The organism is Rhodococcus sp. DMF-1, from assembly GCF_021441945.1.
Classification (GTDB): domain Bacteria; phylum Actinomycetota; class Actinomycetes; order Mycobacteriales; family Mycobacteriaceae; genus Rhodococcus; species Rhodococcus ruber.
Genome location: NZ_CP090442.1, coordinates 4,275,638 through 4,293,099, shown reverse-complemented (window position 1 = coordinate 4,293,099; position 17,462 = coordinate 4,275,638). Strand labels below are relative to the sequence as shown.

Here is a 17,462-nt window from a genome sequence, read left to right as displayed (position 1 = left end):
GGGCGGTGATGGATCAGCCGACGTAGGCGCGGTGGCGGTCGGTCACGGTCGAGAGGGGCGCGCCGAGCCGGTAGCGGGCGCCCCGATGCTCGTCGGGGAGGCGGTCGCCCTTGCCGAAGAGCTTGTGGCGCAGCGTTCCCTCGGTGTAGGTCGTCGGGTAGGCACCGCGCTCCTGGAGGACGGGGACGACGTGGGTGATCACGTCCTCGAACGAGCCGGGCGTGACGGCATAGGCGAGGTTGAACCCGTCGACGTCGGTTTCGGCCACCCACTCCTGCAACCGGGTGGCGACGGACTCGCCGGAGCCGACGAAGCGGGGGCCCAGTCCGCCGATGCTCGCCCACTCGGCGATGTCGCGGACGCGCCATTCGCGGCCGTCGTCGTCGGCCTCCTGGAACGCCGCGACCGCGGAGCGGATGGCGTTGCTCTCGACGTTGCCGATCGGCTCGTCGAGGTCGTAGCGGGACAGGTCGATACCCATCCAGCCGGAGGTGAACACCAGCGCGCCCTCGAGGCTGGCGTACCGCTTGTACTCCTCGTGTTTGGCCGCGGCCGCCTCGTCGGTGGCGTCCGTGACGATCGTGGCGAGGGCGTAGATCCGCGCGGAGTACGGATCGCGGCCGGCGTCGACGAGCGCGGCCCGGATGCGGGCCACGGTGTCGCGCAGGACCCGCTTGGACGGCGGCCCGACGAAGATCGCCTCCGCGTTCTCCGCCGCGAAGCGCACGCCGCGCGGCGACGCCCCGGCCTGATAGATCACCGGGGACCGCTGCGGTGACGGTTCGGACAGGTGAATGCCGGGCACCGTGAAATGCGCACCGCGATGCCCGATGTGGTGCACCTTCTCCGGGTCGATGTAGAGGCCGCGCTCGGCGTCCCGGACGACGGCGTCGTCCTCCCAGGAGCCCTCCCACAGCTTGTAGAGCACCTCGAGGTACTCGTCGGCGTGGTCGTAGCGGGTGTCGTGATCGAGCTGGTCGGCCTCGCCGAAGTTGCGGGCCGCGGACGGCAGGTATCCGGTGACGACGTTCCATCCGATGCGGCCGCGGGTGAGGTGGTCGAGGGTCGAGAGCCGCCGCGCGAACGGGTAAGGATGCTCGAATCCTGTTCCGGTGGTGATGCCGAAGCCGAGATGCTCGGTCGCCGCGGCCATCGCGGAGACGAGCAGGAGCGGATCGGCCACCGGGACCTGCGCCCCCTGCCGCAGCGCCGCCTCGTCGGTGCCGCCGTAGACGTCGTACGTGCCGAGCACGTCGGCGATGAACAGGCCGTCGAACAGGCCGCGTTCGAGGAGCCGGGCAAGTTCGGTCCAGTACCCGAGGTCGGTGTAGCGGTGCGACCGGTCCGCGGGGTGGCGCCACAGTCCGGGGGACTGGTGGGCCACGCAGTTCATGTCGAACGCGTTGAAGCGGATGTGCCGGGTCACGCGATGACTCCGGGGCGACGGCCCGCGCTCCACGCGTAGGGGAGCGGATCTCCGTTGAGCACATGGGCGCCGACGGCCTGCTGCTTGTAGATCAGCGGGTTGTGCGCCGCGACGGTCCGTGCGTTGCGCCAGTGCCGGTCCAGCGCCGCCTCCGACGAGGTGATGGATGCGCCGCCGACCTCGAACAGCTGCGCCGTCGCGTCGAGGACGAGCCCGATCACCACCGACTGGGCGCGGGCGGCGGAAGCCTCGGCGCGGTCGAGCAGTTCGGGGTCGTCGGCGCCCGCGTCGAGAAGGACGTCGAGGTCGTCGGCGACGGCGAGCACGGCGGCGCGGGCACCGAAGGCCGCGGCCGACAGCTTCCCGATCACCTGCTGGACCAGCGGGTCGTGCCGTGGCAGGTCGGCCACGGCGTGGGTGAACGTGCGGGTGCGCGCCCGAACCCAGTCGACGGCGTCGGCCTCGGCGCGCCGGGCGATGCCGGCGAGCACCGCGAGCTGCACCAGCTGCAGGTAGGCGGTCGCGTAGGTGCGGCCCGGGGCGCCGTAGCCGGGCCCGAGGATGCGGTCCTCCGGCACCACGACTCCCGTGAAGGTGGTGGTACCGCTCGCGGTGAGCCGCTGGCCGAAACCGTCCCAGTCGTCGGTCTGCTCGACGCCCTCCTGCCGCGCGTCCACCAGTACCGAGACCCGCTCGCCGTCGCGGTCCGCGGCGACGAGGATGTGGTCGGCGTACAGGCTTCCGGTGCTGTAGTACTTGATTCCGTCGAGGGCCCAGTCGCCGCCCTTGCGGGTGAGGGTCGTGCGGTAGCGGTCGGCGGCACCGACCCCCGGTTCGGTGATGGCGTTGCCGACGAGCGTGCCGTCCGCGGTGGCCGCGAGCCAGTGCCGGGCGCGTTCGTCACCCGCGAGCCGCTGGTCCTCGACGAAGCTCCAGTGCACGCGCAGCGCCTGTGGCAGGTTCGACTCGGCGGCAGCGAGGTCGATCAGCAGGTCGAACAGCTGACGGACCGTGGCACCGAAGCCGCCGAACTCGACCGGTACCCGCAGGGCGCCGAAACGGGCCTCCCGCAGCCACTGCACCTCGTGGAACGGCAGCCGGCGCTCGTGCTCGCGCTGGACGGCTCCCTCGGCGATCCGGTCGAAGGTCGGCCGGAAGCGCTCCCGGAGTTCGTCGTCGGTCACGGCCGGCGTCTGGATCGTTGAACTGCTCACCTGTCATGCTCCTCGGTGTGGCGTCGATGTCGACACAACGATGGACAATCGGGCCCGCGATGGCACCGGTTGCGATCGGCCAGAGTTCAATACTGGCGCCGGGGAACGGGCGTGCGGTCGTCTCAGATCACCCCGTGCCGCGGTGGAGATGTCCCGTCCAGCGTCCAACGGCCGATGTGCTGCAGCTTCCAGCGCGTCGCGTCGTGCAGGGTGTGGGTGCGTGCGTCGCGCCAGTAGCGCGACAGGTTGGCCGCGCCGGATGCGCTTCGGGTGCCGCCCAGTTCGAACACCGCGTTCGCGGCCTCGAGCGCGGCGCGGGTCGCCGCGACCTTCGCGGTGGCGACGTCGATCGATGCCGCCGCGGCGGTGTCGGCGTCGAGGTCGGCGCGCGCGGAGTCCACCGCGCGGGCCGCGACGGTCAGCAGGGCCTGGGCCGCCCGCACCGTGACCGTCACCTCGCCGGCGAGGTGAGCCAGTAGCGGATCGTCCACCGCGCGGTCGACTCCCGCCTCGAAGTGGGGACGGGCGCGGCCGGCCTGCACGACCGCCTCGCGCAGGGCGCCGGTCGCAATCCCCACGTCGATCGCGGCGTGCAGGATCTGTGCCTGTGCCCCGTAGGTGGTGGGCCCGTCGAACAACCCCGAGTACGGGACGATCGACGAGGCGGGCACCGTCACGCCGTCGAGGGTGACGGTGCCACTGGCGGTGGTGCGCTGCCCCATGCCGTCCCAGTCGTCGACGACGGTGAGCCCGGCGGCGTCGCGGGGCACGAACGCCACGGCCTTCGGAGTGCCGCGGCCCGGGGTGCCGCCGTCGCCGACCACACTGGCGCGCACGGCGATCCAGTCCGCGAACAGGGCGCCCGTGCTGTAGAACTTGCGGCCCGAGAGCGTGAAACCCGCACCGGACGGGACGAGCACCGTGGTGTCCACGTCGACGGGATGGGGGCCCCGTTCGCTCTGCGCGTTCGCGAACAGGGCTCCGGACCGCACCTCACCGTAGAAGAACTCCTGCTGATCCGGGGTTCCCTGCGACCGGAGCAGTTCGAGGAAGGTGAAATGGGACTGGGGGATCTGCGCGATACTCGGATCTGCCTCGGCGAGGAGCCGGAAGATCTCCACGAGCGTCTCGGTGGGCACGTCGAGCCCGCCGTACGCGCGGGGCACCGTCACCGCGCCGAGGCCCGATCCGGCGAACTCGCGGATCTGGGTGTGCGGCAGTTCGCGGTTCGCGTCGCGGAGCGTGGCGTTCTCGGCGAATCGCCGGCCCAGCACCGTGGCCGTCTCGAGCGCGTGGTCGCCGTCGACGATCCCGGATGTGACCTCGGCAGTGCCCATCTCAGCGGACCCCGGCGGGAAGGAAGGGAACGCTTCCGGATACGGCGCCGCCGGCACCGCCGGTGAACAGTCCGCGTTCCCGCAGGACCGGTAGCACCCCCTCGCCGAACCAGTACAGCTCCTCGAGGTGCGGGTATCCCGAGAGGACGAACTCGTCGATGCCCAGCGCGGCGTATTCGGCGATCCGGTCGGCGACTTCGGTATGGCTGCCGACCAGCGCCGTCCCGGCCCCGCCGCGCACGAGACCCACCCCGGTCCACAGGTTCGGCGCCACCTCCAGGTTACGGGCGTCGCGCCAGTCTCCGCTGCGCCGGTTGTTCTCGTGCAGGGCGAGCATGCGGCGCTGTCCTTCGGACTCACTGCGTGCGAGACCCGCCTGTGCCGCGGTCACCGTGTCGGGGCCGAGTGCCGCGATCAGCCGGTCGGCCTGCGCCCACGCATCGGCGGCGGTGTCCCGGGTGATGACGTGCAGGCGGATGCCGAACCGGATGGTGCGTCCGCGCCGGGAGGCGAGTTCGCGGATCCATGCGATCTTTTCGGCGACGGCCGCCGGCGGCTCACCCCAGGTGAGGTAGACGTCGGCGTGCTCGGCGGCCACCGGGCCCGCCGCGGCGGACGATCCACCGAAGTACAACGGGGGGACAGGGCTCGGGAGCGTGGCCAGCGCGGCTTCCGAGATGTTCAGGTGCGTGCCGGAGTGGGTGACGGTCTCGCCGGCCCACAACCGTCGGACGATCGAGAGGAACTCGTCCGCTCGGGCGTACCGCTCGTCCTTGCCGAGGTGGTCGCCGTACGCGCGCTGCTCGTGGGCCTCGCCGCCCACCACCACGTTGAGCAGGATCCGCCCCGGGGCGTGCAGTGAGAACGTCGCCGCCATCTGCGCGGCGAGGGTGGGGCTGATCAGTCCCGGGCGGAACGCCACGAGGAAGGCGAGTCGCTCGGATTCGCGCGCCACCATTGCCGTGGTGAGGAAGGCGTCCTCGCACCATGCGCCGGTAGGGGTGAGTGCGCCGGCGAATCCGAACTCCTCGGCGGCGCGGGCGATCGACGCCAGGTACCCGACGGTGGCGCGCCGATCACCGCGGGCCGCCCCGGCGGGCGTTCCGTGGCCGCCGCCGACGATCAGGCGGCTGTCGCCGTAGGTGGGAAGAAACCAATGGAATGCGAGGGACATTGTTGCGAGGTTAAGGGCGGGGCGGAGCGCGGGCCACGGTTGAAATCGGTCCGATTCCAATTCTGGTCCGCGCCGGACGGCGCCCGGCGCCCCTGCCGAGCGGGACGCGTGGACCGGACGACGAAAGGCGGGGCGAGAGAAGAAACTCTCGCCCCGCGTCTCGAACGACGGTCAGGAGGCCAGGATGAGCCCGCGGTCCCCGGTGCCGAAGCGGCGCAGGACCTCCACCACAGCGGGCGACGGCGTTGCCAGCCCCCGTGATTCGAGCCACGGCAGGGTGCCGTCGACGATGTGCTCGATCGTGAACTCGGCACCGAGTGGGAGGAGCGTCACGCCGTCGGCCACGCGGGTGGTGTGGATGTCGGCGATCAGTCCGGCGAGGCCGTGCGGGGTGCCGATGTAGGACAGGGTGTCTGCGCGACGACGGCCGTCGAGCAGCGCATACTGCTTGCGGGCGCCGCGGGCCTCCTCGGCGACGAGCACCTCGAGATCGACCAGGACGCTGATGCTGTCGGGATCGCGACCGTCGGCGCGGGCTTCGGAGCGTGCCCGTTCGCGGAGCTTCGCGCTCTCCCTCAGGTCGGCGGCGCGGATCCGGACCACGTTCGACGGCGAGGCGCTCAGGTCGAGCGCCGGTTCGTCGGCGCGTCCGGTGGTCAGATCGGCCCAGTAGTGCGGTCCCTCGGGTCCGGCAAGCTCGACGGCGATACGCAGGGGGCGATGAATGGTCCGGATAGCGTTGTGCGACAAGGGTTTTCTCCTGGAGAATGCGCCGCTCCGGTGGTACTCCGGCGCGACGTGGCGGAAGGGGCTGTGAGCGGTCAGCCCGTACAGATGCCCGAGGAGGTCCGGCCCAGATCGACGTGACGACGGCACCAGCGGGCGACGACGGTCGCTGCGGTCTCGGGTGCCATGGGCGATATCCTACACAATTGGTCGGGAATGCTCGATTCGGTGGTGAACCCGCCGTCCGGGCGGGTTCACCACCGGGGTCATGCGGCGCGGAGCGCGGCGAGCCCCCACTCGCGCGCCAGCAATTCGTACGAACGCAGCCGGTCCTCGTGCCGGTGCGTCACCGACGTGACCACGAGCTCGTCCGCCCCGGTAACGCGCTGCAGCGACTCGAGCCGCTCCGCCACGGTGGCGGGAGCGCCGACGAACTGGGTGATCAGCCGGTCGTCGACGAGGCTGCGCTCCTCGTCGCTCAGCGGTGCCGACGTGGCCGGGTCCGGGTACGGGACGGCCCCGTGGCCGGACCGGATGCTGTGCGTCCAGTGCCCGTACGTGGCCGCCAGGTCACGCGCGGTGGCGTCGTCGTCGGCGACGACCGCGTCGGCGGACACCACCACGTACGGTCGGTCGAGGAAGCGGGACGGGCGGAACGCCGCGCGGTACGCCTCGACCGCCTCGACGGTGGTGCCGGGACTGACGTGGTAGTTCGCACCGAACGGCAGACCCAGCCGTCCGGCCAGCGACGCCGACGGCCCCGCACTGGTCCCGAAGACCCACAGCTCGACGTCCGCGCCCTCGCCGGGGCTGGCGTGCAGCTCGATCCCGTCCTCGGTGCGATAGGTCCCGTCCAGCAGAGCGAGGATGTCGTCCACCTGCCCGTCGAAGTCCGGGGCCTGCGCCCCCGGCTGCTGCAACGCGGCGAACCCGGCGACCAGGCGCGGCGAGGACAGCAACGGCCCGGGCTGGTACGGCGGCGGAATGACCAGGCCGTCGCGCACCTCGGTGGCGCGGTGCGATTCCTCTTCGGCGGCCCCGGACCGGGCGGCCGCGAGCGCCTCCGCCCGGCGTTGTCCCGACCGGCCGAGTCCCAGGTCGATCCTGCCCGGATGCAGCGCGTCCAGCGTGCCGAACGCCTCGACCACACCGGCCGCGGTGTTGTGACCGAGCTGAACCGCGGCGGCGCCGACGCGGATGGTGCTGGTGGCGGCGGCGATTGCGCCGATCAGCACGGCCGGCGACGACGACGCGACGGCGACGAAGTGGTGCTCGGCCACCCAATACCGGCGGTACCCCCACCCTTCCGTCCTCCGGGCCAGGTCGACGGTGTTGTGCAACGCCTGCGCCGTGGTGGATCCCTCGCTGACGGGGGAGAGGTCGAGGACCGAGAGCGGCACCGGATTCGATGCGGTCGTCACCGGGCCTCCTCGTCGCGCGGAGTGCGTTCGCCGGCCTCGACGGCGAACGGCAGCCGGTTCTCCGCCGGGGCGATGGGGCACGTCGCCGCGTCGGTGAACGCGCACGGCAGGTTGGCTGCCCGGGTGAAGTTGAGCGTGACCGAGCCGTCGGCGGTCGGCGCGGCGACCTCGAGGATCCGCGCGGCCGGGTAGGTCGTCACGCCGCTGGTTCCGTCGGTGAACAGCACGCGCAGCGGACCCGAGCCGTCGCCGAAGGCGACGAGGCGGTGCTCGGCGCCGTCGTGGGTGAAGCGGATCAGCCCGGCCGCGCTGTGGTGGTGCTCGAGGCCGTCGACCACGGCGCCGGTGGTGACGGTCCGCACCTGATCGAAGGCCTCGAAGCGGCCCTGCAGCACCCACTCCGGCGCAGGCTCGTACGCGGGGATTCCGGTGAAGGCCGTCAGAGCCGGCGACTTCGGGTCGTGGATGCGGACGGCGAACCGGCCGGTGCGGCGGATGATCTCGGCGTAGCCGTCGCCGGCCGCGACCCGGACACCGGGTGCGCCCTCGATCGGCTTGTGCACCTCGGTTCCGCCGTCGGATTCGAGGAGCACGCGCTCGCCGTCCACCCGCCACAATCCGGGCACCTCGTCGAGGATCGTGGGCTCGGTGTCCAGCCAGTACAGCCCGGTCAGGCTGAGCCAGCCGTCCGGGCGGCGCAGCGCCTCCTCGCGGGCTGCGTGCCAGCTCCGCCAGTCCTCGGTGAACGTCTCTCGGTCGAGTGTGGTGGTCACGATGCCTGAACTCCTTCGTCGATCTCGTGCGGGTGGCGCAGGTCGAGGTGACTGCGCAGGGTGGTGCCCTCGTATTCGGTGCGGAAACTGCCGCGTTCCTGCAGCAGCGGCACGACCTTGTCGACGAATTCGTCGAGGCCGCCGGGGGTGAGGTGCGGAACCAGGATGAAGCCGTCGCTCGCGTCGGTCTGCACATAGCGGTCGATCTCGGCGGCGACGTGATCGGGGGTGCCGACGAACTGCTGCCGCGCGGTGACCTCGATGATCAGTTCGCGGATGCTGAGCTTCTCGGCCTCGGCCTTCTCCCGCCAGGCCAGCGCGACGGCGCGCGGATCCTTGGCGTGGCGGACGCGGCCGCGCGTGATGTTCAGGTTGTCCTCCGGTTCGACGTCCGGCAGCGGCCCTTCGGGGTCGTACCCGGACAGGTCGCGGCCCCACACCTGCTCGAGGAACGCGATCGCGGTCTGCGGGCTCACCTGCTGCAGCCGGATGTGGCGGGCTCGCTCGGCCGCGTCCTCCGCGGAGTCGCCGAGGACGAACGTCGCGGCCGGAAGGATCTTCAGGTCGGCGTGGCTGCGCCCGTACTTCGCGAGGCGGCCCTTGACGTCGGCGTAGAAGGCGTGGCCCTCCTCGAGGGTGCCGTGGCCGGTGAAGATGGCGTCGGCCTTGGCGGCGCCGAATTCGCGGCCCTCGTCCGAGTCGCCGGCCTGCAGGAGCACCGGGTGTCCCTGCGGGCTGCGTGGCACCTCGAACCGCCCGGAGATGTCGAACTGCGTGGTGTGGATGTCGAACGGAGCGATGTCGGAATCCGCCGCGAAGATGCCGTTTTCGCGGTCGACGACCGGTGCTCCGGGGCGCCAGCCGTCCCACAGCCGCCGGGTGACGTCGACGATCTCGTGGGCGCGGACGTAGCGCTGCGAGTGGTCGAGATAGCCGCCACGCCGGAAGTTCTCGCCGGTGAAGGCGTCGGAGGAGGTGACGAGGTTCCACGCGGCGCGGCCGTCGGACAGATGGTCGAGGGTGGCGAACTGCTTGGCCAGTTCGTACGGCTCGTTGAAGGTGGTGTTGATCGTGCCCGCGAGCCCGAGGTGGGTCGTCGCACCGGCGAGGGCCTCGAGAACCGTAAGGGTGTCGGGCCGGCCGACGACGTCGAGATCGTGGATGCGGCCGCGGTGTTCGCGCAGCCGCAGTCCCTCGGCCAGGAAGAAGAAGTCGAACAGTCCGCGTTCTGCGGTCCGGGCCAGGTGCAGGAAGGACTCGAAGTCGATCTGGCTCTTCGATTCGGGATCCGCCCACACGGTCGTGTTGTTGACGCCCGGGAAGTGCGCGGCCAGATGGATCTGCTTTCGAACGGTGTTCTGCGGCATGGTTGTCGGCCTCCTCAGGCGGTGGCGTAGCGGTTGACGGGGCGCGGCAGGCCGAGACGGTCCCGCAGGGTTCCAGTGGACGTCGGGTCCTGCCGCCGCAACACCGGCAGGACCCGTTCGGTGAGCGCCGCGACCGTGCCGGCGAGGGCCAGCGGACGTAGCACCACGCCGTCCAGGCCGTCCACGTCCCCGAGGAGTGCGAGCAGCCCTGCCGGGCCGCCGCGGTAGAACAGCGACTCCGGCGTGTAGGCAGCGCCGGCCCAGTTCTCGAGCTGGGCCAGGTCCGCGGCGGCGGTGGCGTCGTCCGCGGCGAGCAGCACGTCGATGTCGAGCAGCACCGCCGGTCGCCGATCACCGGCCTGCGCGCGCAGGCGCTCGGCCAGGTTCGCGGCGGACCCGAGGTCGGCGGCCTCGATACGCACGAGATCGGCGCGTTCTGCGGCGAAGTCGAACGACTGCTCGTCCGCTGCCGCAACGGCGACGAGGGGCAGGCCCTGGGGTGACCGGGGCGTGATCGACGGACCTTTGACGGAGAAGTGCTCGCCGACGAAGTCGATGTAGTGCAGCTTGTCCCGGTCGACGAACCGGCCGGTGGCGACGTCGCGGATCTCGGCGTCGTCCTCCCAGCTGTCCCACAGGCGGGCCGCGACCTCGGCGGCCTCGGCGGCCTCGGTCCACAGTGAGCCGGTGCCCTGGGTGCCCTTGCGGCCGAACAGGGCGGCCCGGTCCTCACCCTCGGAGACGGCGACCTGCCACCCCGCACGGCCGGCCGTGGTGTGGTCGAGGGTTTGCACGGCCTTGGCCACGTGGAACGGTTCCGTGTGGGTCACCGTCGCGGTGGGGATCAGCCCGATCCGCGAGGTGACGGCGGACAGCCGGGCGGCGACGCCGACCGCTTCGAGCCGGCCGCGCACGGTGTCCGCACCGGAGTCGATACCGAACGAGTCGGGGAGGAAGGCCAGGTCGACGCCGGCACGATCCGCGCTGCCCACGATATCCGCCCAGTAGCGGGCGGTGAACACGTCCTCCGCGCGTGAATCCTTGCGACGCCACGAATGCGGATGCGAGCCGGTTCCGCGGAATTCGAGGGCGAGCAACAACTGTGAACTATCGGGCATGCCGAACCTTCCCTGGAATGGCATCGAGCAGCAGTTTCGTGTACTCGTGCTGTGGTCTGTCGAAAATCTCTGCGGTGGTCCCGGATTCGATGATTTCGCCGGACCGCATCACCGCGACGGTGTCGCTGATCTGCCGGACCACGGCAAGATCGTGGGAGATGAACAGGTAGCTCAGCCCCAGCTCGTCCTGCAGGCGGGCGAGCAGGTCGAGGATCTGCGCCTGGACCGACACGTCGAGCGCGGAGACGGGCTCGTCGAGCACGAGGAGTTCCGGGTGCAGCGCGAGCGCGCGGGCGATCGCCACGCGCTGTCGTTGTCCGCCGGACAGTTCCGCGGGTCTGCGCTCGAGGTGTGCCGTGCTCAGCGCCACCTGCCCGATCAGCTCCGCAACACGTTCGGCGCGCTCGCTTTTCGTGCCGATGCCGAAGGCTTCGAGCGGTTCGGCGACGACGTCGCGGATGCGGAGCTTGGGATTCAGGGCCGCATAGGGGTTCTGGTGGACGATCTGCACCCGGCGGCGGAGCTCGCGCAGGTCCCGGCCGCGCAGCGCGGTGATGTCCCGCCCGTCGAACCGGACCTGCCCGGACGTGGCGGATTCCAGTCGGATCGCGATGCGGGACACCGTGGACTTGCCGGAACCGGACTCGCCGACCAGGGACAGAGTGCGACCGCGCGGAACCGAGAAGGAGACGTCGCGCACCGCCTCGAGCGACGTGCGCCGGTCGATGCGGAAGGTCCTCGATACCCCGGACACGGTGAGCAGGGGTTCCGCGGGTCCGCGGCCGGGCCGGGCCGCGGTGCCGGCGAGGCTCGGTGCGGCGGCGACGAGCGCCCGGGTGTACTCGTGCCGGGGGTTCTCGAGGATCTGCCGGGCCGGCCCGGTCTCGACGATCCGGCCCTGGCTCATCACGACGATGCGGTCGGCGCGGTCGGCGGCGACGCCGAGGTCGTGGGTGATGAGCAGGACCGCGGTACCGGTCTCGGCGATGCGGCTGTCGAGGTGGTCGAGGATGCGCCGCTGCACGGTGACGTCGAGCGCGCTGGTCGGCTCGTCGGCGATGACGAGGTCCGGCCGGCATGCGAGCGCGATGCCTATGAGCACGCGCTGCCGCTGCCCGCCGGACAGGTCCTGCGGGTACTGCCTGGCACGGAGTTCGGGATCGTCGAGGCCGGCTTCCGCGAGGATGCGCCGCGCGTCGATCTTCGCGGTGCGCCGGTCGGCGCGACCGTGGATACGCAGGACCTCGGCGACCTGGTCACCGATGCGGACGACCGGGTTCAGGGACGTGGTGGGGTCCTGGGGCACGAGTCCGATGCGGGCACCGCGCACCTTCTCGAAGGCGCGTTCGGGCAGGGTGTCCAGTCGCTGCCCGTCGAACGTGACGGTGCCGCCGGTGATCCGGCCGCTGCCCGACAGCAGGCCCAGGATCGCGTGTGCGGTCGTCGACTTGCCGGAACCGGACTCGCCGACCACCGCGACGACCTCACCCCGGGAAAGCGTGAAGCCGACCCCGTCCACCGCGGTGACCGGGTCGCGACGGCTGCCGTACTCGACCCGCAGGTCGCGTACGTCCAGCAGGGGCGCGGTCATCGAGTGCTCCGTTCTTCGATGGCGTGACCGAGGCGATGCGCCGACAGGACGACCGCCACGATGACCAGGCCGGGCAGCGTCGTCATCCACCAGGCGGTGGCCAGGTAGTTCCTGCCCTCGGAGATCAACGATCCCCACTCCGGGGTGGGCGGCACCGCGCCGAAGCCGAGGAAGCTCAGCGACGACACAGCGAGCACGGCCATGCCGAACTCCACCGCCGCGAGCGCGACGACGGGGGCGTACGAGTTGCGCAGCACGTGCCGGCGCAGGACTCTGTGCCAGCGGGCACCGCATGCGAACGCCGCCTCGACGTACAGGGCGCGGCGCACGCGCAGGACCTCCGACCGCATCACGCGGGCGAAGTTCGCGACGAGCCCGACGCCGACCGCGATCGCCACGTTCATGGTGCCGAATCCGAGCGCGGTGACGAGCGCCAGGGACAGCAACAGGGCGGGGATGGACAGCAGAACATCGACGGCCCGCATGAGTAGCCCGTCGACCGCTCCGCCGACCGCGCCGGAGAGCAACCCGACGAGCGAGCCGACGACGAGAGCGATTCCGACGGCGACGAGCGTCGCGGTCAGGGACAGGCCCGCACCGTGCACGACCCGGGTGTACACGTCGCGCCCGATGTTGTCGGTGCCGAACCAGTGCGCCGCGGACGGCCCCTGCAACTTGTCGGCCGGGACGCCCTGCAGCGGATCACCGGACGCGAAGACCGAGGGGAACAGGGCGAAGCCGACGGCGAGGAGCAGCACGGTCGTCGAGACCACGAGAACCCCGTAGCGGCGCAGGGCGCTCGTCGCTCCCCGGAGCCGGGACGGTCCGTGTGGCCCGGCCGCGGCCTGCGCGGATGCGGCGACCGGTTCCCGGATCAGGACGTCAGACATGAGCCTTCCTCTCCTCCTCCACCGCGAAGCCGGTGAGTTCGGTGGTCACCTCGGCGGGCGTCGGATGCGAGGGCGAACCGCCGCCGCGACGGCCGTCGGCGATGCGTGGATCGATGAGCGGATAGACCAGGTCCACCGCGAGGTTGACGAGCACGAAGATCACCGCACTGAAGACCACGATGCCCTGGACGACGGGAATATCCTGCGCCAGAACCGAAGTCTGGGTCAGACGACCGACACCGGCGCGGGAGAACACCGTCTCGACGACCACGGACCCCGCCAACAGGTTGCCGACTGTCACCCCGGCGATAGTGAATGCGGGGATGCTGGACAGCCGCAGTGTGTGCCGGGTCTGGATGCGCCACCGGGACGCGCCCTTGGCGCGAGCTGCTTCGACGAACGGTTGCCGCCATGTGGTCTGCAGGCTGGCGGCGAGGACCTGCGCGATCACCGCACCGGTGGGGAGCGCGAGGGTGATCGCGGGCAGCACCAGATGCTCGATGCCCTGGTCGCCGAATGCCGGAAGCAGCTTCATCCGGAACGAGAAGAGCTGGAGCAGAAGCAGTCCCACCCAGAAGGTCGGAACCGCGACACCGAGCGGCGGCAGCGAGAACAGCGTGCTGCGCAGCCACCGGGCGCGCGTGTACGTGGCGACGAACGCGATCGAGGTGCCGAGGAGCACGGCGAGCGCCAGGGCGACCGCGGCCAGGGCCAGGGTGCTGGGTACGGCGGCGGCGATCGCGTCGGTCACGGGTTGTCCCGTGACGATCGAGATGCCGAAGTCACCCCGGACGGCGTTGCTCAGCGCAGTAAGGTACTGCCCCGACAACGGACGGTCGAGCCCGTACCGCTCCTGCAGTTGCGCGACAGCGGCCGCATCCACCGGTGTGCCGCTGCCGGCGCCGTCGACCGCGATGCTCACCGGGTCGGACGGCAGCAGGTACAGCACGCCGAACGAGACGGTGAACGCCGCCCACAGCACCAACAGCGCCTGCACGAGCCGGGAACCGAGATACCGGGCCATGGTCTACTCGCTCAGCCAGGTGTCGAAGAACTGCAACCGGGCGGAGGCCTCGAACTTCAGGTCCTGCACCGCCCCCGCCGCACCGATGGCCTGGGACAGCTCCACGGTCGGCAGCCACAGGCCGTTGTCGAGGACGAGCTGCTGTGCCTGCTCGATCAGCTCGCCGCGTTCGGCCGGGTCGGTGGTGCGCAGCTGCGCGGACAGGACCTCGTCCAGCGCCGGGATCGGGCCGCGGTTGTTGAGGTTGCGCCCGTCGAGTCCGAACGTGGTGCGCAGGATGTCGCCGTCGGCGCGCGTGCTGTTGTAGTAGGTGGCGTCGAAGTCCTTCGTGCCCTGCCGGGCAGTGGCTTCCGGGGTGGAGACCAGGTCGAGCTGCAGGTCGATACCGACCTCGCGCAGCTGCTGCTGCACGAGCTCGAGGATCGCCTGGTTGCCGGCGAACACCGAACTGAACAGCACCGAGAAGGACAGGCGGTTGCCGTCCTTGACGCGGATGCCGTCCGGGCCGGGAACCCAGCCGGCGGCGTCGAGGATCGACTTCGACTTCGCCGGGTCGTAGGTGACGTCGTCGAGTGCGGCGTAGCCGGGGGTGCGGGAGGCGAGGGTACTGGTCGCGGGCCGGAAATCGGGGCCGAGGACGGTGTCGACGAGTTCCTGGCGGTCGAGGGCCGGCACGATCGCAGCGCGCACCGCCGGATCGGTCAGGACGCCACGGGTGACGTTCGGCTGGAAACCGAACGGGACACCCGGGTTCGGCGTGGTGAGGATCCGTCCGCCGCTGCCTTCGATCTGGGAAGCGTCCTGCGGCAGCGCATCGCTGATCGCGTCGAGCTGGCCGGATGCGAGGCTGCCGGTGCGTACACCGGACTCCGGGACGATCGTGAACTCGATGCGATCGAGGTAGGCCTCGCCGTCGTGCGCGAAAACGTCGGATCCCCACGAGTATCCAGTGCGCTTGACCAGCGTGGCGGACTTGTCCTGCTGGTAGTCCTCGTAGACGAAGGGACCGGTGCCGGACAGGTCGCCGGCGCAGCGTTCCTCCGCGGACTTCGCGACGTCCCTGTCGGACAGGAAGCCGAGTTGCAGCGTCGACGACGCCTGCAGGAACTGCGCGTTCGGTCCGGCGAAGGACACCTGGGCGGTGAGCGGATCGAGCACCGTGGTGCCGGTGTACCCCGACAGGTAGCTCGCCGCCAGCGCTGCCTTGGCGCCGGTGAGGGTCTGGACGATCGCGTCGAAGTTCTTCTTCACCGACTCCGCGGTGAACGGGGTGCCGTCACTGAATGTCACGCCGTCCTTCAGCCGGAACGTGAACGCCGAGGCGTCCCCGTTCACCTCCCAGCTTTCGGCGAGCCACGGCTTCAGTTCACCGGTCCCGGGGTCCTGATCGGTGAGCGAGTCGACGATCTGACGGGCGACGTAGATGGTCTGGTTGCTGCCGGCCTGCGCGGGATCGGCACACGTGGGGGCCTGGGACAGGCCGTAGCGCAGGGTGCCGCCGGGCTGCGGGGTGCCGCCACCGGAGGAGGTGCCCGCCGTGTCGGCGCCGCACGCGGCGAGCCCACCGGTGAGGATTGCGGCGGTGGCGCCCGCGACGGCGCGACGTCGGGCGGCAGAGGTGAACGGAACAGGCACCGGGGAACTCCATGATCTCGTGAGGCGCCGATGGCACCGCGCTTCGCGATGCCACCGGCCGGGCAGACGGTCGTAGTTCTTCGACTGGGTTGCGCCGCTCAGGCGCGACAGGATCGGGGGCGACAGAGGCCCGAGCACTGACGGCACAGGTCGACGTGCAGGCGCGCCCACGCGCCCACGAACCCCTCGCCTGCCATGCCTTCTCCTCCATCGTTCCCGGCGGTAGCACCCTCACCTGCGGCAGGGGGTTGCTGCGACGTCGTCGAGCCGGGTCTCTCGGTCGCTCTGGATGGTTCCCGGTGACCGTACGCGTTGCGAACGAGTTCGGAGAACCCTTTCGCTCACCGTGATCGAAACCCGGCGTCGGCACGACGGCGCCGGTCGGCGAGCGCACAGAGCAGCGACACCGCGAGCATGGCGGCGCACACCGCGAGGCCGGCCGACGCGGCACCGGCGAAGTCGTCCCCGTCCGTCGCCAGCGCCGACAGATACAGGCCGGACACCGCGGCGAGGGCGACCGTCGCGGACAACCGCTGTGACAGTTGCAGGAACCCGGCCGCGACACCGTGACCGCCCGCCGGGGACGACTCGAGCGTCAGCGCCCGGTTGGGTGCATCCACGAATCCACCCGAGAGGCCCGACAGAGCGGCCAGCGCCACGAACACCGGCATCGTGGCGTCGTGCCGCACAGCGGCGGCGTAGCCACCGACGACGGCGATCTCGGCCGCCACCGCCACGACGACCGTCACCCGGCCGTATCGCGCGACGACCCGCCACCCCACGGCCGAGGCGACGGCCATCGCCGCGGCGGCGGCGGACAGCACGGCGGCGGCCTGGACCGCGGCATAGCCGCGCCCCTCGATGAGGTACAGGCTCACGACGGTGTTCAGGGACAGCACCGCACCGAACCAGAACAGTGCGACCAAGGTGCCGAGGATGTATCCGCCGGATCCGGTCAGTTCGGGAAGCAGCACGGGCTTGCCGCCGCGCACGGCGACACGGCGTTCCCACCATAGGAAGGTGGCGAGTGAGACCGCCGCTCCCCCGACGGCGAACACCGCACCCACCGGACCCGGTTCGGAGACCACGGGCACCATCACCAGCGTCGTGGCCGCCGCGAGCAGCGCGAGGCCCCCGGCATCGACCCCGCTGCGGGCCGACGGTCGTCCCCGATCCGGGGGCAGGCGGCGGGCCGCGAGCACGAGTGTGACGAGTGCGCACGGCACGTTGAGAATCAGCAGAACACGCCACCCGTAGTCCCCGGGTGCAGCGCCGAGCACCAGCCCACCGACGAGTGGACCGCACAGCCCGGCGAGGCCTCCGGCCGTGCTGTAGGCGGCCAGGGCCCGGGCGCGCGCCGGGCCGGTGTAGTTCTCGGCCAGGATCCCGAGCACCTGCGCGCTGATCAGGCCCGCCCCGACCCCCTGACCGGCCCGTGCGGCGACGACCGTCCAGGGGTCGGACGCGACAGCTCCGCACACCCCCATGACCGCGAAGAGGGTCATGCCCGCGAGGAACAGCCGCCGCCGGCCGGCCACATCGCCGAGCCGGCCTGCCGGGACCAGCGCAAGACCGAAGCTCAGCGAGTATGCGGCCAGGATCCACTGCACCTGCGAAACGCCCGCGTCGAGACCGGTCCGCAAGGCGGGAAGGCCGATGTTCAGCACCGACGAATCGAGCAGGGTGGTGAAGCCGGCGGCCGCACAGACCGGCACCACTGACGTCGTCTGCCGGGGCGTCTGCGCCCGATCGGTGAGTGTCACGCG

General features: G+C 71.2%; 14 protein-coding genes and 1 riboswitch. All 14 genes read right to left on the bottom strand.

The genetic code is table 11. From position 1 onward, the window contains the following. Positions 1–13 precede the first annotated feature (13 nt). The gene (locus LZP97_RS19675; RefSeq protein WP_006943659.1) at positions 14–1,426 is read right to left on the bottom strand and encodes an LLM class flavin-dependent oxidoreductase; all 1,413 of its coding nucleotides are present in this window, start codon (positions 1,424–1,426) and stop codon (positions 14–16) included. Next, positions 1,423–2,640 (bottom strand): acyl-CoA dehydrogenase family protein, encoded by a 1,218-nt coding sequence (locus LZP97_RS19670; RefSeq protein WP_010594216.1) that lies wholly within the window; start codon positions 2,638–2,640, stop codon positions 1,423–1,425. Before LZP97_RS19670 ends, LZP97_RS19675 begins: the two co-directional genes overlap by 4 nt. Before the next feature lie 122 nt (positions 2,641–2,762). Further along, on the bottom strand, positions 2,763–3,977 hold the full coding sequence (locus LZP97_RS19665; protein ID WP_040272929.1) for an SfnB family sulfur acquisition oxidoreductase: 1,215 nt from the start codon (positions 3,975–3,977) through the stop codon (positions 2,763–2,765). A 1-nt stretch (position 3,978) separates the two neighbouring features. After that, positions 3,979–5,151: an LLM class flavin-dependent oxidoreductase gene (locus tag LZP97_RS19660; RefSeq protein WP_010594214.1), complete on the bottom strand. Its 1,173-nt coding sequence runs from the start codon at positions 5,149–5,151 to the stop codon at positions 3,979–3,981. A 171-nt stretch (positions 5,152–5,322) separates the two neighbouring features. Continuing rightward, positions 5,323–5,901: a hypothetical protein gene (locus LZP97_RS19655; protein ID WP_040272926.1), complete on the bottom strand. Its 579-nt coding sequence runs from the start codon at positions 5,899–5,901 to the stop codon at positions 5,323–5,325. 242 nt (positions 5,902–6,143) lie between these two features. Then, the gene (locus LZP97_RS19650) at positions 6,144–7,298 is read right to left on the bottom strand and encodes an LLM class flavin-dependent oxidoreductase (RefSeq protein WP_010594212.1); all 1,155 of its coding nucleotides are present in this window, start codon (positions 7,296–7,298) and stop codon (positions 6,144–6,146) included. After that, positions 7,295–8,071, bottom strand: coding sequence for a DUF1684 domain-containing protein (locus LZP97_RS19645; protein WP_040272923.1), 777 nt, complete (start codon positions 8,069–8,071; stop codon positions 7,295–7,297). The genes LZP97_RS19650 and LZP97_RS19645 overlap by 4 nt, the downstream gene beginning before the upstream one ends. Next, on the bottom strand, positions 8,068–9,438 hold the full coding sequence (locus LZP97_RS19640) for an NtaA/DmoA family FMN-dependent monooxygenase (protein WP_040272922.1): 1,371 nt from the start codon (positions 9,436–9,438) through the stop codon (positions 8,068–8,070). The genes LZP97_RS19645 and LZP97_RS19640 overlap by 4 nt, the downstream gene beginning before the upstream one ends. Before the next feature lie 14 nt (positions 9,439–9,452). Beyond that, positions 9,453–10,556, bottom strand: coding sequence for an LLM class flavin-dependent oxidoreductase (locus tag LZP97_RS19635; protein WP_040272919.1), 1,104 nt, complete (start codon positions 10,554–10,556; stop codon positions 9,453–9,455). After that, complete coding sequence (locus tag LZP97_RS19630) at positions 10,546–12,147, bottom strand: dipeptide ABC transporter ATP-binding protein (protein WP_040272918.1); 1,602 nt, start codon at positions 12,145–12,147, stop codon at positions 10,546–10,548. The genes LZP97_RS19635 and LZP97_RS19630 overlap by 11 nt, the downstream gene beginning before the upstream one ends. After that, a complete protein-coding gene (locus LZP97_RS19625; RefSeq protein ID WP_010594207.1) occupies positions 12,144–13,037 on the bottom strand; it encodes an ABC transporter permease in 894 nt (297 codons plus the stop codon). Before LZP97_RS19625 ends, LZP97_RS19630 begins: the two co-directional genes overlap by 4 nt. Beyond that, a complete protein-coding gene (locus LZP97_RS19620; protein WP_010594206.1) occupies positions 13,030–14,061 on the bottom strand; it encodes an ABC transporter permease in 1,032 nt (343 codons plus the stop codon). Before LZP97_RS19620 ends, LZP97_RS19625 begins: the two co-directional genes overlap by 8 nt. Positions 14,062–14,064: 3 nt before the next feature. Next, positions 14,065–15,696, bottom strand: a complete 1,632-nt coding sequence (locus tag LZP97_RS19615) for an ABC transporter substrate-binding protein (RefSeq protein WP_010594205.1) — start codon at positions 15,694–15,696, stop codon at positions 14,065–14,067. A gap of 204 nt (positions 15,697–15,900) precedes the next feature. Then, positions 15,901–15,992: riboswitch (SAM riboswitch) on the bottom strand. A gap of 45 nt (positions 15,993–16,037) precedes the next feature. Next, positions 16,038–17,459: an MFS transporter gene (locus LZP97_RS19610; RefSeq protein WP_040272915.1), complete on the bottom strand. Its 1,422-nt coding sequence runs from the start codon at positions 17,457–17,459 to the stop codon at positions 16,038–16,040. Between the last annotated feature and the right edge of the window lie 3 nt (positions 17,460–17,462).